This window comes from Pseudomonas putida, assembly GCF_050989985.1.
Lineage (GTDB): Bacteria > Pseudomonadota > Gammaproteobacteria > Pseudomonadales > Pseudomonadaceae > Aquipseudomonas > Aquipseudomonas putida_AI.
Genome location: NZ_CP158815.1, coordinates 3,269,757 through 3,293,707 on the forward strand (window position 1 = coordinate 3,269,757; position 23,951 = coordinate 3,293,707).

Here is a 23,951-nt window from a genome sequence, read left to right on the forward strand (position 1 = left end):
CTCGGCAGATGAACTGAGTCCATATCCTACGCCCGTACATGGGCGACAGACAGCTTGGCCGATTGCTGCCGGTTAGGAGGGGCAGCTACTGGCTTATGGAGGTGTCGGGCTAGCGTCTATTCGAAGCTACCCGTACGCTCGCGCTCTTCTTCGTCCTCGCGAAGCTCTTCTGCTGCGATTCTTCGCTCAAGGCTCGCTCTAGCTGTCGCTAATACTGGCTTCAGCTCTTCTTCGTTGCCGAGATTCAGCGCATCGAGAAGCGGAATTCGTTTCTTCAGGATTTCGGACAAAGACCCGGACCAGCCTGAAGGTGTAAATCGCATTAAATAGCACTCGATTACAGCCTTCTTATCAGGAGCATTAGCGAGCACAGCGAGCGCGGCCTCCGAAATAACCAGCTCAGAATCATCCACAGAGTCGATATTGGCATGCTCTTCACTCGTTCGACTTCGGCTATCGAATAGCTTACAGCTCCGAGCCGCGAACACGTAACGATCAGGCGGCGAGGCAGTACACCAATCGATCAATGCGTCCACTGGGACTACGCTGAGTGCTGTCTCTTTCCGATCATTGTAAGGGCGCCCAATCACCGGCGACATCTGACGGTAGTATGCTTCATCACCGGGAACATAGATCGCGTCGAGCGCTCGTCGCGGCATGTGCCTGAGGAACGGCGAGATTGCGTCTTTGATGACATCCCTATCGGAATAACTACATTCCTTCGTGCGCGCAAAGGCAACCAGACCATTCAATACCTCCAGCGCTGCTTCGGAAGAAGCTAATCGCTTCAGCGAAAACTCCAATATGCTCTCAAGGCGGTAACCGCTATTAGCACGATCCCCAAGAACCTTTCTCCATTCGGCTGAGCCCAGAAGATTTAGGCAGGTCGCCGCCAGTGACTCCTTATACGCATCTTCGTGATCTGACGCGCAGTGGACGACCATGGAAAGGACGTCAAGAAACACGGCACCACCATCAGGCAGCAGTGCTATCGCAGAAAGCAACTCACCAATATCTGCAACAGACAATGAGTCGGTTTGTCTGCCCATACCGAGGTAGGAGTATTGCCAGGCAGGAGTATTTCCGGCCTTGATTGATTGGTGGATTCGAGCGTAAGCCGCTTGGTTCATCGGTATGCTGTAATGCAGATCCATGATCCACTTGACCCAAACTGCGTCACTCACCGCGCTGTCGAGGAACTCCTCGGCATAAGCGGGAAATACTTGATGCCAGCCGTTAAGCAAGCCGCGAAGGAAAAAGACACCAACCGTGCCGGAAGTGGCAGTGGCGATATGTTCCTTTGCCGCATCCAAAATCCAGCTCGGGTCCGCAACGTGCTTTCCAACTCCAACCCCCAAATGAAATGCACTGGCTCCTGACTTGGTTGAAATCAATTGCGGGAGTAACTCCAAGAGAAGACCTTCAATGGTGGCAGCAGCCTCCCCAAGCTCCTCCATGGCGTGATTCGATCTGCGAATGCGCTCACCAGTCGTTTCAGCGCGCTGATCTGCATCATCGTCATCAAGATCTAGGTCGAATTGATTCGATTCTAGAAGTCGAGCTCGAATCATGTCAGGTATAGCCTTCGGCTTGAGAAGATTCTCCAGCTGGCGCAGCTCATTCTGAATTGACTGATCGCATTTGCCCAAGTCAAAGCGAAGGATGCTTTTGACTCCAAACCAACCTTGAGGCCAGCTCACGGTTGAAGCCAGTTCTTTTACGGCTGCACACACTTCTGGCCTCAGATTCGCGCCAACCCAAAGACCTCTTAAACGGCGCCCCAAAATAGTTCTGCAACTGTCAGCAAGGTCGGACTTCTGCTTACCAATGTCGAGTGCCATGCGGATGAATGGCATAAACCACGCCTCAATGTCTGAGCGAGATACTGGAGCCCAACCCTCGCTCCGCTTTCGAGCTCCGAAATCGAATCTACTCACGGAGGTAAAATGCCATGCCTCAAGCGCCGCATCGAGCGCCAACAGCCCCAACTGCTCTCGCTCGGCATCGCCGGATTCAAGCAATTTTCTGACGAACTCTGCCCTTTGATTTGGGGGGGCATTCGTACCGGATAGCACGCAGAAAAACAGAGACTTTAGAATTTGCACAATAGATTCTTGCCCGCGATTTTCCTGGGGATTTTTTAAGGCGAGCCGGACAAGAATATCGGCGGCGATATCGAAATCTTCTTCTTCGAACGCAATGGCTTTCAACGTGTGCGCATACTGAGCAAGCTTGCTGTTTTCGTCCGAAAGAAATCTAGGAATATTGGCAGCCCGTCCAATCGCCGCTAGGGCGTCGCTCGGAGATACAGGTGCAATGTTGTGAAAGATCTCATGGCCAATGTCATTGAGAGCCGTTAGGTTGCCAAAACGCCCGGATGGCGAGAGCCAGTCCCGTATGAGCTCGGCAGCTTTTGCGCTTTCATGTAGGTAACCAAGTCGCCGCGAGAACGACCGGACAACACGGTCGGTAGCGGTATCGGCAAAGATATTCACGATTTGCGATTTGGGTATCACTTCTAATGCTTGGGCTGCGAGTCGATTGGCAATCGCGTGTGGCAAAACAGCACGCCATTTGCTGCGCGCCTGTACGAGACCTCTTCGCTGTAGATCAACCAATTTCCTCTGTAAGGTGATCAATGAAACGTCAGCAATAGCGGAAATCTTGTTGAGTTCCGAGCCAGCGCTATCGTCCTCGCCGTCGAACGAGTACAGGATACTGGCCGCTTCCGCGCATCTGAGGAGATCTTCATTCTCGACGTTCTTCTGATGAAACAGGCGCTTGAACAGCTCGGAGTCTCGCAACCGTGCAAGTTCACCAGTCGTCGTTACCGTCGCGGCCAACGCAAACGCGACGCGAGCGTTACCGTCTGAGAATGCCGTGATGGTATCAACATCACTGATTGATAGGACCGGATAGCGCCGCTGAAGAAGCTGCCTGATTACCTCATCGGAGGAGCCTTCGAGCCGGTAGCACCTCGTGGCGTCTGGTAAGTCGTCTCGAACGTCGTACTCAACAGTAACCAGGCCAATCTTGTTGCCAGACGTCTTAAGCTGCTCGGTGAGCTTTTGATGAGTGTCAGCTCCACAATTGTCCACGACGAGAACACAGTGACTTCCGTCTTCAATCAGCGCTTCGAGCATCGCTGAAGGTTGAGGTGAAGGTCCATCTGAAAGGTCCGTGTACAGCACGTCATCAGCACTCAGCGGAGCCTGATTCGCCTGTACACGCGGATCGAAGAGCGCCTGTACTAATCTCGTTTTGCCGACGCCAGATAAGCCGACAATGCGTACGCTTGCCCCCTTCGACAGATCGATACGCAGGCGATCAATGGTGGCTGAGACATTAATGCCCTTCTCTGCGTCGGGCGTGAACACTTTGACTCGATCATCGAGCAGATATTCTGAGTCGACAGTCGTCTCCTGGTAGGCCCAACCCGAGTATGGGCGCCAACCCACAAGTGGCTTGCCTAGCTGGTGTTTGACCCAAGCTACGATCGCTGGGTGTTGCTCGGCCCAGTCTGCAATCTTTCTTGCGTCATAGAAGGCAACATGCGGCGAGGAGCCGAAGCCATTGGCCGACAAGCAATCTCTCATCGCATTAAGTCGTAGATCTAGAGCGGACTCGGAGGTGTCGTCTCGCGTCGCGGCAATGACGTAACTTCCTTTGGTCGTAGCGAGGTCGCGTATTGCTTGTCTTAGCACTCCCTTGGGCGCCATTTCCCCAGGTATCTTGCTGGGGGGGAACGCTTCGGCCTTTACCTGAAAGGCTGTGTTGTCATTGGGCAGATAGCCAGATATCCCCAGTGGCGGATTTATCTCTACCCTGACGTCCACCCCTCCATCTTTTGCTCTTTGATCGCCACCCCAAGTGACGGCCGACTCGGAGCCCCCGTACTTGCGAATCTCAGCCCGACACAATCTTGCGATTAGTGCGCGCGCCTGCTCGTCGTTCAGGGCTTTTATGTCCGCTGTATCTACGTGAAATAGTGTGTGCATTTTGGGGGCGTCAGGCTGACTGAAGCCTTAGTTTATAGCCTGAAGGCGCTTTTGACACAGCAAGGACTAGCGAGACGTAATAGTCGAGGGTTGGTTCCATCCGGCTAGCATGGCTGCCAACTAAACCGGGAGATCCAGAATCCTCCGGGTATTCACCTCTGGCCGGTAACCGCAGCGATCTGGATGACACCGGGTGTGCACTTTGCGAACTCGGGATGCCTCCATCGCTTGACCGAAAAACAACAATAAGAAATGTTGCCAAGATCAGCAGCCGCAACTCACTCGAGGGAAGGGCTGCTTTTGGCCGTTTTCTGCCTGTCACGAAGGACCACAACCCAAAGCGGTTATTCAGTTTTGCCGCACTAAAGCCGGACTTTGATAGACAGGTAATAATTCGCTTGATGTGTAAATGTGGCGGCGAAGCCGATTATCTTAGGAACTGAAGCCATCAGGAAACGACGGCTTCAGCTCTGTGCATTCAAGAACAGTGAGAACAGCTCGGACTGAGATTTAATGCCGAGCTTGCTGTACATGTGCTTGCGATGGACCTTCACAGTCTCTGCGGAAATCGCCAGCTTGCGCGCGATCTCCTTGTTCGAGCAGCCGCTAAGCATAAGCCGGCCGACTTCCAGTTCGCGGGCGGAAAGCGGCGTTTCCAACTGCTGGTCAGTGGAGTCCAGCCAGCTCTGCCAGCTGGGTGGGGGCGACGTTTTCTGCTCCAGCGCTTCCCGCTCGAATGCCATGCGCTGACGCATCAGTGCGGCGACCCAAGACTGGATGAGTGTGAGTAGGGCGGTCTGCTCTGCACTGAAGAGACACTCACTTCCCAGCGAGAGGCTGAGGGTGCGTTCCGTGTCGAGCTGGACGTTGATATGTACTTCGTCAGCAACGACATTGAGGCGGAAGTAGCGTTGGTAATAGTCGGTTTGTTCGAAGCACTCCGGCGCCACGTCGGCTAGCCAAAACAAACCGTTCTGCGGTGCTTCCCTGTTGGCCAGATAAAAGGGGTCGAGCAGATACAGGCCTTTGAGGTAGTCCTGAAAGAGCGGATCTGGCCCGCCATCCTTGCCTGGGCATTCTGCGAGTACCTGCGGTCGGCCATTGCTGAAAATCAGCACGACCCAACTGTCCACCGGAATGTATCTATCCAGCTGACGCACCAGAGCCAGCCAGAAATTAGGGCGGTCAAGTGCCTCGATCAGCCTGCCGATGGCCTGGTGCCAAGCCATGTCCTGCAATGTAATGCTCACGTTTCTACCCATACGGGGTTACCCCATCGAAGTAATTACTTTCCGTTTTATGGCTCTCCATACTTCATTTCAGCCCTGGCGGGTGCTGTTCAGTTTGGCGATTGCGAGCCCACATACACGTGAAAGGATCACCGATGAAGATTGAACTTGTACAACTTTCCGGTCGCGATGGCGATACCGCTTATAACCTGGAGCGTACGTTGCAGGCCATCGCTACCTGCGCCGTGGATACCGATCTGCTGATTTTTCCAGAGACCCAGTTGATGGGATTTGCCAGCGCCCAACAGCTCGCCGAAATCGCCGAGCCCGTTAACGGGCCAAGTGTGCAGGCTGTGCAACTCGCCGTACGCGGACGGAACGTCTCAGTGGTGATTGGTCTGGCTGAGAACGACTCCGGCACCTTCTACAACACCTCCTTGCTGGTCACCCCGGAAGGGATCGCATTGAGTTATCGCAAGACTCACCTTTGGCCGTCGGAACGTGGACTGTTCCAACCAGGAGACCGCTATGCCACTGCGCTCTGGAAGGGCATCCGTGTCGGTATCCTGATTTGCTACGACATTGAGTTGCCGGAAAGTGCTCGGGCGCTCGGCCAACTCGGCGCCGAGCTGATATTGATCACTAACGGCAACATGGATCCTTACGGCCCTGTCCACCGCACTGCAATTATGGCTCGCGCTCAGGAAAACCAGGCATTCGCGGTGATGGTCAATCGAGTGGGCGACGGCGACGAAGGTCTCGTTTTTGCCGGTGGGAGCGCCGCTATCGATCCCTTCGGGCGCACGCTATTCGAAGCCGGCCGCGCAGAGTGTCGGCAGGTGGTGGAACTCGATCTCGACCTGCTGCGCACCGCCCGCCAGGAATATGACTACCTCAGTGACCGTCGCCTGCTCCTCACCGGCGAGCAGATTGAGCACGGTGATGGTCGACGTGAACTTCTGATCCCCTGAATAAGTCGCGGGGGTGTAACTGCAACACAGCGATTGTTCCGTCTTGACGCCTGTTTTGACCCTGCCACAACAATAATTCACACACTAGCAGGAGCAGTGCTCGTGTCCCCGGACTCAGCGCTAACGCTCTGGAGCATCCCCATGAAACCGATTCGTTATATGCAATTCGCGCTGGTCTCATTGTTCAGTTTTGGCCTGGTCTGCGCCGAGGCCGATGACGCTCAAAAGCCCAGTGTTCATATCTACAACTGGTATGACTACATTGCCCCGAACACGGTAAAAGACTTCCAGAAAGAAGCAGGCGTTAGCGCTGTGTACGATGTGTTCGACAACAGTGACGTCATGCAAAGCAAACTTATGGCTGGCCGCAGTGGTTATGACGTAGTAGTTGCCAGTGCTGACCTGCTACCGAACCTGATCAAAGCCGGTGTGCTGAGAAAACTGGATCGCTCAAAGTTACTCAACTGGTCCCATCTCGATCCTGACATCCTCGCCAAGTTGCAGAGCAATGATCCCGGAAACAGCTATGCGGCCCCTTATTTGTGGGGGACTACTGGCATCGGCTATGACGCGGACAAGGTTAAATCGATACTCGGCCCCGATGCGCCAGTCAATTCCTGGGACTTGATTTTCAAGGAAGAAAATCTAGCCAAACTCAGTCAATGCGGTGTGGCCATGCTGGACGCTCCTGGCGAGGTTATTCCCATAGCCTTGCACTACCTTGGGCTGCCATACAACAGCCAGAACCCGGACGATTACAAAAAAGCTCAGGAACTGCTGCTGAAACTGCGTCCCCATATCGTCTACTTCGATTCTTCCAAGTTCATCTCTGATCTCGCCAATGGAAACGTCTGCGTCGTGCTGGGCTGGGCGGGGGGTGTCTCCGATGCGCAGAAAGCCTCCGAGCTGGCAGGCAACCATCGAAACCTTGTTTACAGCATTCCACGCGAAGGTGCCCCGGTGTGGGTGGAAAGTCTGGTACAGCTCAACGATGCGCCGAACCCGGAGCAAGGGTTGGCCTTCATCAACTATATGTTGCGCCCCGAAGTCATTGCTGAGTCATCCAACTACCTGAGCTATCCGAACGCCAACAAGGATGCCACTGCGCTTGTCGATAGGAAGATCCGCGACAACCCAGGGGTGTATCCGTCCAAGGATGTGCTGGCCACGCTTTTTTCCCTGGAACCACTACCGCTGAAGATGGAGCGCATTCGGACCCGTGCGTGGAACACGGTCAAGACCGGCAACTGATTGGCAGAACCGGTTCTGCTGATGGTTGACCAAGCCCCATTCATGAAACAAACCAAAACAAAAGCGAGAGATCATGAAAGACACGATGAAGCCACGCGCCCGCGACCTGAATATTCAGTTCGGCCAACTGCAACCCGGTCCCCTCAACGCCATCACCGATGTGCCGGGCGTTCGGGTCGGTCACAGCAATGTGCGAGGACGCACCGCCAACGGCCGCGACGTCCTGACCGGAGTAACAATCATCGAACCGCGTTTCGGTTCCACCAGCCAGCAACCGTGCTTTGCCGGCGTCCATGTGTTGAACGGCAACGGCGACGCAACCGGTCTCGAGTGGATTCGCGAAGCGGGTCTTTTGACAAGTCCCGTCGCCTTCACCAACACCCACAGCCTGGGCGTGGTGCGCGATGCACTAATTGTGCTGGACCGTGAATAACAGCCGGATGACGGCCGTCTCTACTGGAACATGCCTGTGGTGCTGGAGACCTATGACGGCCTGCTCAACGACATCAACGGTTTTCATGTGAAGCCCGAGCATGTGGCCGAAGCGCTGAGTAATGCTGTGATTGGGCCCGTTATCGAAGGCGCGGTCGGCGGCGGCAGCGGCATGATCTGCCACGAATTCAAGGGCGGTATAGGCACCGCATCGCGGCGCCTGAGTAGCACTCAGGGCGGCTGGACTGTTGGCGCCATTGTCCAGGCGAACCACGGCATCCGTAACGAACTGCGCGTCGACGGCTACCCGGTCGGACGCTACATGGAACAGGCAGACTCGCCGTTCCTCAAGGCTTCGCTGCCGCACCCGGGCATGGGTTCGATAGTCGTTTGCCTGGCCACCGATGCGCCGTTGCTGCCGCACCAATGTACGCGCCTGGCACAACGCGCCAGCCTCGGTCTCGCCCGCACTGGTGGAGGTAATGAAGACCACAGCGGTGACATTTTCATCGCCTTCTCCACCGGTAATCATGTGCCGCCGGCTGCATACGAAAGTAAGCGCGCGCCGACCACCGACAACCTGAGCATGGTCAACAACGACCACATCAGCGAGTTGTTTCTTGCCGCCACCGAAGCGGTGGAAGAAGCCATCATCAATGCCTTATTAGCCGCTGACACCGCCGAAGGCAACGGCCATGCCGTTCCAGGACTTGATTGTGAGACGCTGCTCAAAGCCTTGCATCAGGCCGGCTGGCCGGGAGCTGCGAATGGTTAACTGATCTAGCGGTACTCAGGTGGTGTGCTTGTACCGAGTTCATGCCACCTGCATCCTCAGATTCCAGGGAAGACCTCGCAACCTAAGACTCACGCGACGTTTAAGTAAGAGCTATTGCTTTTGCGGCATACCTGAATTGCAGGAGTCCTACTGCGGCGATCTAACTGGTCAATGACCTAATTGGTGAATATAAATTAAGAAACGCCACTTACCTCCTCAGAAGAAATGATCATCGTCGACGACTCCCCAGCACGGTGTATCAACTGCGGGCCAATATTCTCTTAGGTGTGTGCACTCATGCATAGAGCACCGCATGCCGAAATCTTCGACGTCGATGTCGACAATTTTAAATGACCGGTTTTTGGCTGAAACCAGACATTCGCTAAAGTCGGAAATTAACCTCTCACCGTCCACATCTCCCACTGGTTACTTGATCAACGCATCAAAATCGGCCGCATCATGGCGCTCACGCAGGAATGTTCCGGATGCGCCGGCGGTGCGATTGACGATACGGCCTCGAATCACTGCCGGGCGTTTGGCGATGGCGTTGTACCAGCGCATGAGGTGGGTGTATTGCTCGACGGCGAGGAACTCGGCGGTGCCATACACACCGAACAGGCTGCCCGGATGCCACGGCCAGACCGCCATGTCCGCGATGGTGTACTGATCGCCCGCCAGGTATTCATGGGAGGCCAGATGCGTGTCCAGTACATGCAATTGGCGTTTGGTTTCCATGGCGTAGCGGTCGATCGCGTACTCGATCTTGATCGGCGCGTAGGCATAGAAATGCCCCAGGCCGCCGCCTACGAAAGGCGCAGTGCCCATCTGCCACATCAGCCAGTTGAAGGTCTGCGCTCGCGCTCGGGGATCGGTGGGCAGGAATGCGCCGAACCGTTCCGCCAGGTAGACCAGGATCGAACCGCTCTCGAAGACTGGCGTGACCGGGTTTGTGCTCTGATCCACCAGCGCTGGAATCTTCGAGTTGGGATTGATACCGACGAAACCGCTGCCAAATTGATCCCCTTCGAAAATGTCGATCAACCAGGCGTCGTACTCCGCACCCGAATGCCCGAGCGCCAGTAGCTCCTCCAACAGAATGGTCACCTTCTGGCCATTTGGCGTGCCCTGGGAATACAACTGAAGCGGGTGTTTACCGACCGGGAGAGCCTGCTCGAACCTGGCGCCTGACTCGGGACGGTTGATGCTTGCGAATTGACCGCCATAGGCGGTTTTCGGCTGCCAGACTCTGTCCGGCATATACCCGGCGGGCTGATTGTCGAGGGCGTTGTCTGACACGGAACACTCCAGGGTCGGGTATCGGTGGGGTTTCGAGCAGCTGGGGGCGGTTTTGCGTCCGCTGTCTTTTGCGCGACGCGCCACCAGACGAGTGATGAATCAATGCTGCTGCAATGGGCGCGCGCGCGGAACCCGCATCAAACCCAATTCACTATTACGGCCGCTGAAATGATGGGCGTGTTTGCCAGTGCTTTAGTCGTGTCTTGTTTGCCAGTCATTGGCAACCCGGTTGAAGACGACGTTGGAGTAAAAAATTCACTGATAAGTGGTATTGAAATAAATAATTCACTGATTTACTCTCGATCCCACGTTGTACGAGATCTACCGCCGTTAGCACCTAAAAAAACAAACAATCGGGAGCAAACATGAAAGCGAAAGTGATGTTGGGATTGTTCATGACCGCCGCAGTGGCGCTGCCAGCCTGGTCGGCTGACTGGACTGTAGGTGCTAACGTTGGCAACGTGCCTTGGGAGTTTCAGGACGCCAAAGGGGAGTTCGTCGGCTTCGAGGTCGATGTTGTAAAAGAGGTGGCCAAGCGCGCCGGAAAAAGCGTCGAGTTCGTCAACATTCCTTTCAACGGCCTGTTCAGTGCCGTGCAATCCAAACGTGTCGAGATCGCTATTTCGTCGATCACCATCACCCCTAAACGACTGGAGTCGGTGGCCTTCGCACAGCCTTATTTCGACAGCGATCAGTCCCTTACCGCGTTGACCACGTCCAAGGTCAAGAAGCTGGAAGACATGGGCGGCAAAGTCGTGGGCGTCGATACGGGTTCGACCGGTGACATGTGGATTGGCCAACACAAGGATGAGTACAAATTCGCCGACGTCTCGCGATATGAAGGGCTGTCGCCGGCCATGCTTGATCTGGCTTCCGGCCGTATTGATGGCTACCTCAGCGACATTCCCGCGGTGCTCTACTACATCAAGGACAAGCCGCAATACACCATCGTCGCTCGCATTCCCACCGGTGAGCGCTACTCGCTTATGCACGCCAAAGGCTGGGCGATGACCGATCAGGTCAACGACATCATCAGCAAGATGAAAGAAGACGGCACACTCGGAAAGATCCACAAGCAATGGTTCGGTACCGAAGCTGATAAAGATTCGAGCACCCTGCAAGTGACCGCTGTCCTCAAGTAAGCCTTGCTGCTGTTGCATAAGTGGCGACACCCGTTCGCCACTTGTATTGACCGAGGTATCCCATGGATCTTTTGCAGACATTTTTTAATTGGAATGTGCTCGTCGAGTCGCTTCCGCTGATGATGCGTGGTCTGGGCGTCACCATTTTGCTTGGGGTGGTCAGTATTGCCCTGGGCCTGGTGGGGGGGCTGGTGCTGGCTTTGTTGAGGTTGTACTCCTACGCACCCGTCCGAGCGTTCGCACGTATCTACATCGATATCATGCGTTCCATTCCATTGCTGGTTTTGCTGGTCCTCATCTATTACGCGCTGCCTTTTGTGGGGATTCGACTGTCGTCTTTTGCGGCCGCCGCCAGTGCGCTCTCGCTGGTCTCCTGCGCCTATAGCGCGGAGATCTTTCGGTCGGGCATCGAGGCCATCCCCCGCGGGCAGTTCGAAGCCTCGGCTTCCCAGGGCATGAGTTTTTTCAACACCATGCGCGACGTCGTTCTGCCGCAGGCGGTTCGCATCGTAATGCCGCCCATGACGAGCAATTGCATCAACGTCATGAAAGACACGGCGCTCGCCTCGGTGGTTGCGATGCCTGACTTGCTCAAGCAGGCCACCCAGGCGCAGGCATTGGCTGCCAACCCGACACCGCTGGTAGGGGCTGCCTTGCTGTACCTGTTGCTGCTGTTGCCGTTGGTGCAGATGGTCAGCTGGATTGAACGCCGTAACGCCTCGGGAGGAAAAACCGCATGAGCACCTTGATCGACATCGAAAAACTCGACAAGTACTACGGCAACTTCAAGGCGTTGAGCGATATCAACCTGCAGGTTGAAGAAGGTGAAGTGGTGGTCATTCTTGGGCCGTCTGGCTCGGGGAAGTCGACCTTGATCCGCTGCATCAACCTGCTTGAAGACTACCAGCAAGGCCATATCCGCGTGGCCGGTGAGCGGGTTGAACATGGCCCGCGACTGGCCGCCATTCGCAGCGAAGTCGGCATGGTGTTCCAGAGCTTCAACCTCTATCCGCACCTCACTGTTCTCGACAACGTGTCGCTGGCGCCGATCCGTGTTCGGGGCTTGAGCCGGCGCGATGCGCACGCCAGGGCCCGAGAGCTATTGGTGAAGGTCGGCATGGGTGATCACGCGCACAAATACCCCAGCCAATTATCTGGCGGTCAACAGCAGCGTGTTGCAATTGCCCGGACCATGGCCATGGAGCCTCGCGCCATTCTGTTCGATGAACCGACGTCCGCGCTGGATCCGGAAATGGTTGGCGAAGTGCTCGATGTCATGCAAAACCTCGCTCGCTCCGGCGTCACGATGGTCGTGGTCACTCATGAAATGGGCTTTGCCCGTCGGGTTGCCGACCGGGTGATCTTCATGGAAAGCGGACGCATTGTTGAGCAGAACATCCCTGAACCGTTTTTTACCGCCCCTAAGGAAATACGCACACAAGCGTTCCTGCAGGCCATCCTGCATCATTGAATCCGGCTGGAGAAAGTAGAGTGAATCCTCTCGATATCGATTACGTGCGCAAGCAATTTCCGGGTCTGGCCGATGGTTATGCCTATATGGATAACGCCGGAGGTTCGATGGTGTTGAGCACCGTGGCTGAGCGGGTCTGTGATTACATGCTCAACAACAGTGTGCAACTAGGTGCTTCCTACCAGCCTTCCGTTGTCGCCGGCGAACGGGTGATGCAGGCACGCCACTCGGTCATGCAGTTGATCAACGCCGAGCATCCCGAAGAAGTGATCATGGGTGGCTCGACCACCCACCTGTTGCAAATCCTGTGTCGCGCCATCGCCCCGTCAATCGTCCCGGGTGATGAGATCATCGTCACCAATTGCGACCACGAGGCCAACATCGGTCCCTGGGTCAAGTTGTGCGAAAGCCGGGGTGCGACCTTGCGTGTGTGGCAGGTCAATGTCGACACGTGTGAGCTTGAACTGGATGACCTGCAGGTTTTGTTGAATGACAACACCCGCTATGTGGCGATGACCCACACCTCGAATATTCTCGGCTCGGTCAATCCAGTGGCCGAGGTGGCGCGGCGTGTCCATGCGGTGGGCGCCAAGCTGTGTGTGGATGCCGTCGCTTATGCGCCACACCGTCTGGTGGATGTGCAGGCCAGCGGTGCCGACTTTTACGTCTACAGCTTCTACAAAACCTTCGGCCCGCACTTTGCCGTGCTCTGGGGGCGTCGTTATCTGTTGCTTGAACTGCCGAGCCTGAATCACTTTTTCATCGGCCAGGACGTGGTGCCTTACAAATTGCAGCCGGGCAACGTCAACTACGAGTTGTCGTTCGGTTGCATCGGCATTACCGACTACCTGCTCGACATCAGCACCCGGCTTGGCGCCCAAGGTAGCGAGCGCAAGTGCATGCAGGCGGCGTTCGATGCCTTCGAGGTGCAGGAAGATCTGCTCGCCGAGCGTCTGCTGGCATTTTTGCGCCAGCGCGAGGGCGTGCGGATCATTGGCAAGGCACATACCCGTAATCGGGTGCCAACGATCAGTTTCGTGGTCGAGGGCGTTCAGTCAGAGGCTGTCGTGCGCAAGGTCGATGAGCACCGGATCGGCATTCGCTTTGGTGACTTCTATGCGCGGCGGCTTATCGAAGCCCTGGGCCTTGACCGCTTTGGCGGGGTAGTGCGGGTGTCGTTGGCGCATTACAACACGCTGGAAGAAGTCGACCGCCTCATCACGGCGCTGGATCAAGCAATCGATGTGTTGCGTTGACAGGCCTACACACTACTAATTTGACGAGCCTTCATCATGGCCTTACCTGAAACCCTTGCAGAGCTGCGTGACTGTATTGCGGCCCAGCACGATCAACTGACCGGTCGTCTGCGCGATGCTGCCCGATTCCTGATCGACAACCCGCATGAGATCGCCCTCAACACGGTAGCCGAACTGGGCAAGCGTTCGAGTATCGCACCGGCCGCTTATATTCGGCTGGCTCAGGCCCTGGGCTTTGCGGGTTTCAAGGATTTGCAACGGCTGTTCCGCGCACCGCTGCAGCAGGCTGCCGACTCTCAGAGCGAACGCAGTGAGCGCATTCGACACTACGGCGGTGAGACGTTGCTGGAAGACCCGAGCGACGTCGGCGCGATTCTGCGTGAGTTCAGTCAGGCGAATATCGTTTCCCTGGAACACCTGGCTGATGGGGGGGAGCAGGCCAATATCGAAGCGGCCATCGCCCATCTGCAAGTGGCGCGTACCACCTTCGTCATCGGCATGCGTCGTGCCTTTCCGGTGGCGGCGTATCTGAGCTACGCATTGAGTCGCGTGGGCCGGCGCACCGTGCACATCAGCGGTGCTGGCGGCACCTTGCCGGAGCAGGTCAGCGCCATTGCCGAGGATGATTTGCTGATAGCTGTCAGCTTTCCGCCGTACGCCCATGACACCGTCGAGGCTTGTCGTCAGGCGCACCAGGCAGGCGTGACGCTGGTGGCGATCACGGACAGCGTTCTGAGCCCGATCGGACAGATGGCCGATACGGTGATTGAGGTCAACGACGCCGAACTGCTGGGCTTTCGTTCGCTCACTGCTTCGTTCTGTATTGCGCAAACCCTGGCGATGGGGCTGGCCTTCAGCGAGTGGCAATCGGATAGCACCTTCAGTCATGACCGGCTGAAAGACATCGACTGTTAAGTCGCAACTTTCGCTACGAACTTATTTAACCAGTCACTTCAGGAGAACATCCCGATGGTTTCACCTGCACGCGATTTAGTGGGTTACGGTAGAAAACGCCCGCAAGGCACCTGGCCCAATGGCGCACGATTGGCCATCAGCCTGGTGATCAACTACGAAGAAGGCTCCGAACGCTCACTCGCCATGGGCGACCCGGACCAGGAGTCGATGACCGAATGGGGTAGCTATTCAATTCCCGACGGCACACGCAACCTGGCGATGGAGTCGATGTATGAGTACGGCTCGCGCGTAGGGATCTGGCGGATTCTGGATATCCTCGACCAGCAATCGGTACGGGCGACGTTTCATGCGTGCGCCGTGGCGTTTGAGCAGAACCCCGACGTTGCGCGCGCTGCGGTGACCGGTGGTCATGAGATTTGCAGCCACGGTTATCGCTGGGAGGAAGTGTTTCGCCTGACCGAAGAGCAGGAACGTGAACACATGCGCCTGGCCATCGAGTCGTTCGAGCGCACCTGTGGCAAGCGTCCCGTTGGCTGGTATTGCCGCTATGGCGCCAGTGTCAACACACGCCGCCTGGTCGCTGAGGAGGGCGGTTTTCTCTACGATTCCGATGCCTACAACGACGACGTTCCCTACTTCGTCGAGGTCGAGGGCAAGCGTCACCTAGTGGTGCCTTACACCGCTGACGTGAACGATTTCCGCTACTGGAACTCTCCGGGGCTGTCCCAGGCATCGGACTTTTTCGAATACATGAAAGAGAGCTTTGAGGTCCTCTATGAGGAGTCCGCTGAAGGACCGCGGATGATGTCGATCGGGCTGCACCCACGCATGGTGGGCCGTCCCGGGCGGGTCAGGGCGATCAAGCAATTCATCGAGTATGCCAAACAACACGGCGGTGTCTGGTTTGCCACGCGCGAAGAAATCGCCCGTGCCTGGCTTGAACGAGCTTGAGCGTGACCGCAGCCGGCGACTTCTCGAGGAGGCCTGATATGCAAGCTTTCGATACGGTGATTCGCAACGCCCGCGTGGTCACCGCCGCGGACACGTTCACCAGCGACATCGGTATTCGTGACGGGCGCATCGTCTCCCTGGGCCTGGATCTGCCGCAAGGTCACCAGGAAATCGACGCGGCAGGCCGGCATGTGACCCCTGGTGGCATCGACAGCCACGTGCACTTCGACCAGCCGACGGGCGACGGCTCGGTGATGGCCGATGACTTCTTCAGCGGCACGGTCTCGGCGGCCTGTGGCGGCACCACCACCGTCATCCCGTTCGCCTGCCAGCAGAAGGGCGAAAGCCTGCGTGCTGCCGTCGATGACTACCACCGTCGGGCGGGTAACAAGCCGGTGATCGATTATGCCTTCCACCTGATCGTCACCGACCCCACCCCGCATGTGCTGCGTGAAGAACTGCCGGCCTTGATTGCTGAAGGCTATACCTCGTTCAAGATCTACATGACCTACGATGCGCTGAAGCTGGGCGACCGGGAGATTCTCGAGACGTTGTCGGTCGCGCGCCGTGAGGGTGCCATGGTGATGCTCCACGCCGAGAACAGCGATTGCATCGCCTGGCTGACCGAGCGACTGCTGGCGGCCGGGCTGACTGCGCCGCGCTACCATGCCGCGTCGCGGCCGATGCTGGTGGAGCGCGAAGCGACCCATCGTGCCATCGCCTTGGCCGAGCTGGTGGACGTGCCGATCCTGATCGTGCACGTGTCGGGCCGCGAGGCCGTGGAGCAAATTCGCTGGGCCCAGAGCCAGGGGTTGAAGGTCTACGCCGAAACCTGCCCGCAGTACCTGTTCCTGACCGCCGATTCGCTGGGGTGTGACGACAGCTTCGACGGTGCCAAGTGCATCTGCAGCCCGCCGCCGCGCGATGCCACCAACCAGCAGGTGATCTGGGATGGCCTGGAGAACGGCTCGTTCGAGATTTTCTCGTCAGACCACGCCCCCTTTCGCTTCGATGGCCCCGATGGCAAGAAAGCCCACGGTGAAGCGGTGTCGTTCGATCAGATCGCCAATGGCATTCCCGGTGTCGAAACCCGCATGGCACTGCTCTGGTCCGAAGGCGTGCGCAGTGGGCGCATCACCCCGCAAAGTTTCGTTGCGCTGACCTCCACCAATGCCGCCAAGCTGTATGGGCTGTATCCGCGCAAAGGCAGTATCGCCATTGGTGCTGATGCCGACCTGGTGATCTGGAACGAAGGTAAGCCGGTGCACCTGTGCAACGAAATGCTGCACCACAACGTCGACTACACGCCTTACGCCGGCATGACGCTGAGCGCCTGGCCGGCCATGACCCTGTCTCGCGGTGAAGTGGTCTGGGACGGCGAACCGCGCGGTGAGGCGGGTCGCGGCCGGTTTCTGCCGTGCGAGCGCCCGGCGCCCGCACAACAGCGCCGACGCAAGACTGAGTTGCCATTGTGAGTGCGGTCACGCAGGTGGCCGCGAGCCTGATTCGTGGTTGGCGTGAGGGGCGCCAGCAACCGTTGCCAATGGTGGAACTGGCTAGCGAGGCCGAAGCCTATGCCGTGCAGCGCCAGGTAGCGGATGCCTTCGGCTGGTTCCCCTCCGGGCCACCAGCGGCCTGGAAACTGGGCGGCGCTCCCGGAGGGCTAATCAGTGCCGCCGGGGTGCCGGCAACGGCGGTACACCCGTCGGGTTGGCAGGTTCCGCCGGGCGATGCCTTCGGTGTCGGGATCGAGGGAGAATTGATCGTGCGCCTGTCGCGCGACCTCGACCCGCACACTGATCTGGCCAAGGCCCGTGCGGCGGTCGATGCGTGGATGCCGGGCATCGAACTGTGTGGCACGCGCTGGCTGCAGGGCGATCAAGCCGCGCCACTGCTTCGGCTGGCCGACCAGCAACTCAACCGCGCGCTGGTACTCGGTGCCCCGCAAACGCTGGGGGAATTGCCGGATTGGTCAAGGCAACAGGTGGCGTTGCGAGTGGACGGGGAGCCGAAGTTCGTTGGCGTTGGCAGCCATCCATTCGGTGAGCCGCTGAGTTCGTTGCCGTGGCTGGCGCGTCACGCGGCGGCACTGGGCAGTCCCTTGCGAGCCGGTGACTTGGTGGCTTGTGGTAGCTGGACCGGAATTTTCTGGGCGGCGGCCGGAGTGCAAGTGGAAGTCGAGTTTGCCGGGATAGGACGGGTTGCCTTGTCGACTTGATGCATTTCAAAGGCATGCTGATTTCAGTTCACGGAGCCCGTCGGCACATTACTCCTGCTTAAAAGGCGTGGGCTTTTGTGGCTTGTTTGCGGGCATTCCCCCAAGCCCTTTCTCTTCATTGGCCACTGTCCAGACGTTTGGAGGCCGTTCCATAGTTGCCAAGCTGACCCAAAGGCGACGGTCGATCTTTGCGCTAGGTTCAATGCCAAATAGAAGCTAGATCGAATGCTTTGCGAATGTGATATCCATCAGCGGGCGGTCATGGTCCAGCAGGTATGCATGATGACGGCGGTACAACTGTAAGAGCAGGCTTGTATTGGGGCCAATCACATCCATGCCCCTATCGTCATATGGGAAAGCCACGATGCGCTTTTTCACATTGAACAGATAGAAATCACATCTGGGCTTAGGCTGTATCACGGCGAAGTCTTTAGCCAATGAACACCAAAGAATTGCTTGAAGCAGGGTCACAGGCGCTTCAAATGCTACGTTGATCCAATACTCCGGTTCATTTTCGCAGTACCACTCACCTGGGTCTATTTCTTCGCTCCAGACTGATCGTTTTGTGGGTATCTCAATGCCGGCAGATCGAAGATCGTGAATCGCGGCACGATGAGCAAATGGATTGCTTCCAGAGTGAATGCGTAGGCAAGCAACAAGTGTCGGTTCACCAGCAAAGATATCGCTGCAAATCTTTGTTGATTTTCGCAGTGCTAAAAGGAACTGCTCTATTACCCCGCCGGTTTCGGAAAGTTCAAAGCGCAGCCCTCCTGGGATACGAATAGAAAAGAGGTCTAACAAAAGCTTTGCCCCCAAAAACGCTCCCAATCTCAAGCTCTAAATTCATTTAATCTCTTCGTGGCTATCAGCCCGGCTCCATGGTTTGGGCGGTGCTGCAGGATATTACTGTAGACGTAAGGGGTTGAGCCAAGCTGGTCAGCGAGAGGCTGCTTTTGGCCGATTTCTGCCTGTCGGGAAGGATTGCAAACCCAAAGCGGACGTTCAGTCCGCTAGCTCCCTACGGCGTCAAGTTTGCTGATGTCAAGCAGGTGATCTTTTCGTAAGAATTGTGCGGTGTCTGCAGCAGGCCTGGTGAAGCGGCTATCTCACGGATATAGGCGAGCTACGCGACCTTGCGATTGCCTTCGAGCGTTGCGACGCAACTGCATAGACTACTAATCGTTTGATGGGGGTAGGAACTAGACCCACTGATGCTCGAATTCTGAACACATGAATTTCCACGATGGCCTGCTGCAAAATGAGCATAGAAGCCGGTCGAAACATCCGCGTACTAATCGCTTAAATTTCGAGCTTCTTGCGTAAAGTGTCCTCCTAGTGAACAGCCGGCAACTTCCCTGATTCTTTGACTAATCGGCTTGAGTCGCGATCAATGGAGAGCTTTCACTTTCACGCTCGCGCGCAAGTACCCTTTCAATCACACGGCGGGCCTGTACGCCCCCTGCATCAATGTTGAGTTTCAGCAGTTTTCTGTCCGGATGATCCAGAAGATTTTTTTGCTGCATTTCCAGCATGTCCAAATCTTCCGCAAAGATCATTCCTTGTCCTTCCCGGATACTTGCTGTTAGTTCGGTGTCTTTGGGGTTGAAGTTTCTCGCCATGCCCCAGAAATACCAGATGGACGTTTCTGTCTCTGGGGTGATGAAGTCCACGACGATGCTGGCGGCTTTATGCTGTGGGTCTGCTTGATAGCCACCTTTTCCCGCGTGGGCGACACCTACCTCGATCATCACGTGGCTCGGGGGGGTAAATTTGCAGATCTGCCAGCGATCCACAGGTACGTCATCGTCCAGACCATTGCCACGCAATGCCATGCGCCAGAATGGGGGCGCCGAGATGTTTTCCATATGTCGGGCCGTCACAACCACATCGCCTTCAACCGTGGTCACTGGCGGTGCCTCATCGATTTCTTTTTGCCCAATGCTGGAAGCGTGGACGTAAGTCTCGTGTGTCAGGTCCATGAGGTTGTCGACCATGAGCCTGTATTCACAATTGATGTGGTATAGCCCACCTCCATAGGCCCATCCGTCGTTTACCGCCCACTCCAGGTGGTGGATCAGGTCTGGATCAGCCTTGGCTTGATCTCCAGGCCACACCCAAACAAAGCCATAGCGCTCGACGACTGCATAGACCTTGTTGCAGGGGAAGCCGCGCACCCGCTGCCCGGGCATGGAGACGGTCACGCCATCTCCCCCCATAACCAGCCCGTGATAACCACATACCAGGTTTCCGTTATCGATAAAGCCGAGAGAAAGCGGGGCCCCACGGTGGGGGCAAAAGTCTTCGACGGCCATCACCGCGTTTTCATGGCTATAGTAGAAAACAATTTTCTCGCCGCAGATTTGTCGGCCTAACGGCTTCGCGGCTAGCTCATCAGGTGTACAGGCGACGTACCAGGCGTTCTTCGGAAACATGGGCGTACCTACAGTTTTTATTGTTGGTTACGGGTTGTCTTTCATAAGTCGATCGACGATACGCCGTGCCCGGTTGGGGCCGACGTCGACGTGAATGTCGATCATCGGTTTTGCGCCGAAGCGGAACATGTTGGCGTATTGAGCCTCAATGATCTGTTTGTCTTCATCGAAGGTCAGTGCGGTCTGCTCGATGACTTTGCGTTTGGTTCCCTCGGGGTCCGAAACCGGGTTGGTCGCCATCGTCCAGAAGTAGTGGCAGGTCGTCTCGGTTTCTGGGGTGATTCCGTGGAACCCTCGCATGTGAAAGCCGCCCCGGTCTGGGTCCGTCACCGGCTCGCTTCCAGCGTCAACCGCGCCTGTCCAGATCAAGAGATGTGACAGGTGAAATTCGATCTCCTGCCAGCGGTCGATTCGACCTTTGAATGGATAGGCCGCCGTGTAGGTGGGTGGCGGTTCAGAGTCGGGCATGTACCGCACTACACGAACGGCACTTTCATCACCGGTGACTTGCATCTGTGCGTTCATATGGATCTTCGCGTTGCCGCCGATGGTATGCAGGTGCACGTAACCCAAATGACTGAGATCCAGCAGGTTGTCGTGGATGAGCTGCCAAGGCGCCTGGTAGTGATACACGTCGCCGTCGAAGAGGTACTTTCCACTAGAGTGATGTGGATACTCTGGCGGGGGACTCAACGGTAAGTCCGTCGGTTTTTTTCCATGCCACAACCAGATGATTTGGTCGCGCTCGACCACATGGAATGCTCGCACTCGCGCTTGACCAGGTACTTTTACCTGGCCGGGAATCTCCAGGCACTGGCCTTGGCCATTGAAGAGCAGGCCGTGGTAGCCGCAGCGGATCGCCCCATCTTCAAGTGTGCCAAGCGATAGGGGGAGTGCGCGGTGGCAGCAGCGGTCTTCGAGGGCCGAAGCCTTGCCCTCTTTGTCACGGAAAAGTACCAACGGTTGGCTGAGGAGCGTTCGAGCGACGGGCTTGTCTTTCAGCTCCCAGGAAAAGCCTGCCACATACCATTGATCCTTTGGAAAGCCAGCTGGCTCAGAGGCGTTTTTGGGGTCGAACTGCTGAATAGGCACTGCTTTCACGATCGGTCTCCTTTTTTATTATTTCGCCCTCCAGTGCGAATAACTGCAGCTGGGTAAGAAGCGTTGGAGCGTTGGGGTTTATGGGTTCAGATATCCAGAACCAGCAATGGCGTTCTGGAGCGCGAGCAGCAGGGTGTGAATTGATTGTTCACGGCGTGTTCCGATTCGGTCATGAACATGTCGCGGTGGTCTGGAATACCCTGGATGACTCGGGTCATGCATGTTCCGCAAATGCCCTGTTCACAGGACAACGGAATATCAATACCCGCCTCGATGAGCACTTCTGCGACGCTTCGATCTGCAGGAATGAAGTACGAAGTACCACTACTGGCGAGTTTTACTTCAAAGCTGCCGTGATCATCTTTGGCAGTGACGGCAGCGCTGAAATATTCGCGATGGAGCTGATTTTCTGTCCAGCCATACCTGCGCGCCTCGTTGAGCACAAACTCCATGAAACCACCGGGTCCACACACATACAGGTGGTCCTGCGGATCAACACTGGCGAGGACAGCTTCAGTCGAAAGTTTTTGGGCCGAATCCCCATCGTCGAAATGGAGGTGGACATGCTCGGAAAAGGGCGAACTGCGAAGGCGTTCGACGAAGGCCGTCCGGTCTTCGGAGCGGGAACAGTAGTGGAGTTCGAAACGCGCACCTGCCTCAGTCAACCGCTCTGCCATGCAAAGAATGGGGGTGATGCCTATACCTCCCGCAAAAAGGATCGACTTGGTTGCGGCACCTTCCAGAGGGAACAAGTTTCGAGGCTCACTGATTCTTAGGCAGCTTCCCGTTTGAACGAGGTCATGCATGGTGCTTGAGCCACCGCGGGAGGCAGGATCAAGTAGTACGGCAATCTGGTAGCGCTGATGATCATCGGGTGAGTTATAGAGAGAGTATTGGCGCACCAAACCGTTTGGAAGATGAACATCCACATGGGATCCCGCGCTGAAAGGCGGCAAGGAAGTTCCATCCAGAGCGACCAATTCATAACTGTAAATGCCCTCGGCCTCTTTGTTTTTATGGCCGACAATGACTTCTAGCATCGTTGTAATTCCTCAAATGACGTCCACCGCCGAATCATGGCCGTCTTCTGACGGCGCAGTGATTGGTGGCAAGTGCGAGAGTAGGAAGGCGAGGGGGAGCTAACAAATCGTTTGTCTGGATGCGAGGTATCCGGAGTGCGGATACCTCCCGGCGTCCGAAGGACTCAATCTACGGGACTGAGCACGGCCCGCAGTAAAGCTTGCGCTTCGCTTGTCACCCCTTTGCTGATCATCTTTCCAGGCAGGCTGGAGTGATCCAGGAACAGATCGCGCAGGCGATTCAAGGGGGCAGGCACCCCGTGGTACAGGCGGCCCAAAAAGCGCGCGAATGCCGTGGTCTGATTCGTGTAGTCGACACGTTGATCGTCGTAGCGCTTGAGCCCGCCATTGAGAGCCTGCAGATTGCTGAGATCGCGCCCTTGCAGGTATTTGGCGAGGAAGAATGCATCCTCGATCGCCATGCCCGCGCCGTAAGCCGCGTAGGGGGAAGTCGGGTGAGCTGCGTCGCCCATGATCGTCAAACGGCCCTTCGACCATTGCTTGAGTGGGGCGCGATATTTCACTACCCAACGGAACAAGTTATGCGAAGTGTCAGTAGCCTCGAGAATTTGTGGGGCCGGATACGAAAAGTCTTTGATTCGCTCCTGGACGTAGGCTGCCGGGTTGGCGGGTTCCGCCTGATTTTCTGCGCACTTCTCCACAAACCACCATTCGAAGCAATCCTTTCCTTTGTACCGTAGTGGTGCAAAGCCCATCTGGTAGGAGTGGTTGTGCTGAATAACGATTTTCTTGCGCTCCGGACCTGTTAGCTCACACCAGCCCAGCCATACGGCGATACCCAGGTGTTTAAGCTCTGAAGGCCCCCAAAGCTGCTCACGTACTTTGGACTGAACGCCGTCGGCGCCAATCACCAGATCTGCTTCATAGCTTTGGCCCTCGGCAAAATGTACCGTCACACCATCGCTGTGTTCTTGATAGTGGGTGAAAGTGTGGCTGGGCTTGACCATGTCGGCAGGAGCCGCTGCCAGCAGGCGTTCGTAGAGTTCGCTGCGCATCATTCCTGATTGCCAGCCGGTAACCCCGGCCTGTTTCATCAGGTCCATATCGATATCAAAGTTGACTCGCACTCGACCATCATGCCGGCGAAACTCGGGAAGGCCTGCAGCAAATATGTCGTCTACCTGTACGCCCAACCCACGAAGGATGACGATCCCGGTAGCGTTGAGAATGATTGCTCCACCTAAAGGGCGCAGTTCCGGGTGCCTTTCGAAAACCTTGACGTCGAAGCCTGCCTTGGTCAAAGCCACGCCGGCTGCAATCCCTCCCGGTCCCGCACCGATGATTGCCACCCGCTTGCCCTTGGTCCCCAAACTGATCGGTGCTTTCACGTTAGTACCCATCTGCCTCTGCCTCGCTCTTGTTTTTATCTGTGCGTCGTGGATGTCGATTAGCGCATGCAGGTAACGATAACGG

General features: G+C 56.5%; 18 protein-coding genes and 1 pseudogene. 11 read left to right on the forward strand and 8 right to left on the reverse strand.

Translation table 11 applies throughout. From position 1 onward, the window contains the following. Nucleotides 1-116 precede the first annotated feature (116 nt). The gene (locus ABTV29_RS15230) at nucleotides 117-3,998 is read right to left on the reverse strand and encodes a hypothetical protein (RefSeq protein ID WP_433771548.1); all 3,882 of its coding nucleotides are present in this window, start codon (nucleotides 3,996-3,998) and stop codon (nucleotides 117-119) included. A gap of 464 nt (nucleotides 3,999-4,462) precedes the next feature. Next, the gene (locus ABTV29_RS15235) at nucleotides 4,463-5,248 is read right to left on the reverse strand and encodes a response regulator transcription factor (protein WP_433771551.1); all 786 of its coding nucleotides are present in this window, start codon (nucleotides 5,246-5,248) and stop codon (nucleotides 4,463-4,465) included. 134 nt (nucleotides 5,249-5,382) lie between these two features. Between ABTV29_RS15235 and ABTV29_RS15240 the strand changes: the two genes are divergently transcribed. From ABTV29_RS15240 to ABTV29_RS15250, 3 genes and pseudogenes are all read left to right on the forward strand, one after another. Then, nucleotides 5,383-6,198 (forward strand): carbon-nitrogen hydrolase family protein, encoded by an 816-nt coding sequence (locus ABTV29_RS15240; protein ID WP_433771553.1) that lies wholly within the window; start codon nucleotides 5,383-5,385, stop codon nucleotides 6,196-6,198. A gap of 141 nt (nucleotides 6,199-6,339) precedes the next feature. Then, entirely contained in the window at nucleotides 6,340-7,449 is a 1,110-nt protein-coding gene (locus ABTV29_RS15245) for a polyamine ABC transporter substrate-binding protein (RefSeq protein ID WP_433771555.1), read from the forward strand. A gap of 85 nt (nucleotides 7,450-7,534) precedes the next feature. Next, nucleotides 7,535-8,656: pseudogene (locus ABTV29_RS15250) on the forward strand (P1 family peptidase). A 426-nt stretch (nucleotides 8,657-9,082) separates the two neighbouring features. Here ABTV29_RS15250 and yghU read toward each other — a convergent pair. Then, on the reverse strand, nucleotides 9,083-9,913 hold the full coding sequence (gene yghU, locus ABTV29_RS15255; protein ID WP_433771895.1) for a glutathione-dependent disulfide-bond oxidoreductase: 831 nt from the start codon (nucleotides 9,911-9,913) through the stop codon (nucleotides 9,083-9,085). 404 nt (nucleotides 9,914-10,317) lie between these two features. Here yghU and ABTV29_RS15260 point away from each other — a divergent pair, with 404 nt between their 5' ends. The 8 genes from ABTV29_RS15260 (at nucleotide 10,318) to ABTV29_RS15295 (ending at nucleotide 17,905) form a co-directional block, all read left to right on the forward strand. After that, the gene (locus tag ABTV29_RS15260) at nucleotides 10,318-11,094 is read left to right on the forward strand and encodes a transporter substrate-binding domain-containing protein (RefSeq protein ID WP_433771556.1); all 777 of its coding nucleotides are present in this window, start codon (nucleotides 10,318-10,320) and stop codon (nucleotides 11,092-11,094) included. Nucleotides 11,095-11,156: 62 nt separating this feature from the next. Then, a complete protein-coding gene (locus ABTV29_RS15265; protein WP_433771558.1) occupies nucleotides 11,157-11,834 on the forward strand; it encodes an amino acid ABC transporter permease in 678 nt (225 codons plus the stop codon). Beyond that, on the forward strand, nucleotides 11,831-12,565 hold the full coding sequence (locus ABTV29_RS15270) for an amino acid ABC transporter ATP-binding protein (protein ID WP_433771560.1): 735 nt from the start codon (nucleotides 11,831-11,833) through the stop codon (nucleotides 12,563-12,565). The genes ABTV29_RS15265 and ABTV29_RS15270 overlap by 4 nt, the downstream gene beginning before the upstream one ends. 20 nt (nucleotides 12,566-12,585) lie before the next feature. Next, nucleotides 12,586-13,821: a cysteine desulfurase-like protein gene (locus tag ABTV29_RS15275; RefSeq protein ID WP_433771562.1), complete on the forward strand. Its 1,236-nt coding sequence runs from the start codon at nucleotides 12,586-12,588 to the stop codon at nucleotides 13,819-13,821. A 36-nt stretch (nucleotides 13,822-13,857) separates the two neighbouring features. Next, on the forward strand, nucleotides 13,858-14,736 hold the full coding sequence (locus ABTV29_RS15280; RefSeq protein WP_433771564.1) for a MurR/RpiR family transcriptional regulator: 879 nt from the start codon (nucleotides 13,858-13,860) through the stop codon (nucleotides 14,734-14,736). A 54-nt stretch (nucleotides 14,737-14,790) separates the two neighbouring features. After that, on the forward strand, nucleotides 14,791-15,687 hold the full coding sequence (locus tag ABTV29_RS15285; protein WP_433771566.1) for an allantoinase PuuE: 897 nt from the start codon (nucleotides 14,791-14,793) through the stop codon (nucleotides 15,685-15,687). Between the two features lie 38 nt (nucleotides 15,688-15,725). Next, the gene (hydA, locus tag ABTV29_RS15290; RefSeq protein WP_433771568.1) at nucleotides 15,726-17,162 is read left to right on the forward strand and encodes a dihydropyrimidinase; all 1,437 of its coding nucleotides are present in this window, start codon (nucleotides 15,726-15,728) and stop codon (nucleotides 17,160-17,162) included. Beyond that, nucleotides 17,159-17,905, forward strand: coding sequence for a 2-keto-4-pentenoate hydratase (locus ABTV29_RS15295; RefSeq protein ID WP_433771570.1), 747 nt, complete (start codon nucleotides 17,159-17,161; stop codon nucleotides 17,903-17,905). Before hydA ends, ABTV29_RS15295 begins: the two co-directional genes overlap by 4 nt. A gap of 216 nt (nucleotides 17,906-18,121) precedes the next feature. Here the strand turns inward: ABTV29_RS15295 and ABTV29_RS15300 are convergent, their stop codons facing one another. The 5 genes from ABTV29_RS15300 to ABTV29_RS15320 form a co-directional block, all read right to left on the reverse strand. After that, nucleotides 18,122-18,733 (reverse strand): DUF3885 domain-containing protein, encoded by a 612-nt coding sequence (locus ABTV29_RS15300; protein WP_433771572.1) that lies wholly within the window; start codon nucleotides 18,731-18,733, stop codon nucleotides 18,122-18,124. A gap of 539 nt (nucleotides 18,734-19,272) precedes the next feature. Next, nucleotides 19,273-20,337 (reverse strand): Rieske 2Fe-2S domain-containing protein, encoded by a 1,065-nt coding sequence (locus ABTV29_RS15305; protein WP_433771574.1) that lies wholly within the window; start codon nucleotides 20,335-20,337, stop codon nucleotides 19,273-19,275. Between the two features lie 27 nt (nucleotides 20,338-20,364). Next, complete coding sequence (locus ABTV29_RS15310) at nucleotides 20,365-21,438, reverse strand: Rieske 2Fe-2S domain-containing protein (RefSeq protein ID WP_433771576.1); 1,074 nt, start codon at nucleotides 21,436-21,438, stop codon at nucleotides 20,365-20,367. Nucleotides 21,439-21,524: 86 nt separating this feature from the next. Continuing rightward, a complete protein-coding gene (locus ABTV29_RS15315) occupies nucleotides 21,525-22,478 on the reverse strand; it encodes a PDR/VanB family oxidoreductase (RefSeq protein WP_433771578.1) in 954 nt (317 codons plus the stop codon). A 164-nt stretch (nucleotides 22,479-22,642) separates the two neighbouring features. Next, the gene (locus ABTV29_RS15320) at nucleotides 22,643-23,878 is read right to left on the reverse strand and encodes an FAD-dependent oxidoreductase (protein WP_433771580.1); all 1,236 of its coding nucleotides are present in this window, start codon (nucleotides 23,876-23,878) and stop codon (nucleotides 22,643-22,645) included. Between the last annotated feature and the right edge of the window lie 73 nt (nucleotides 23,879-23,951).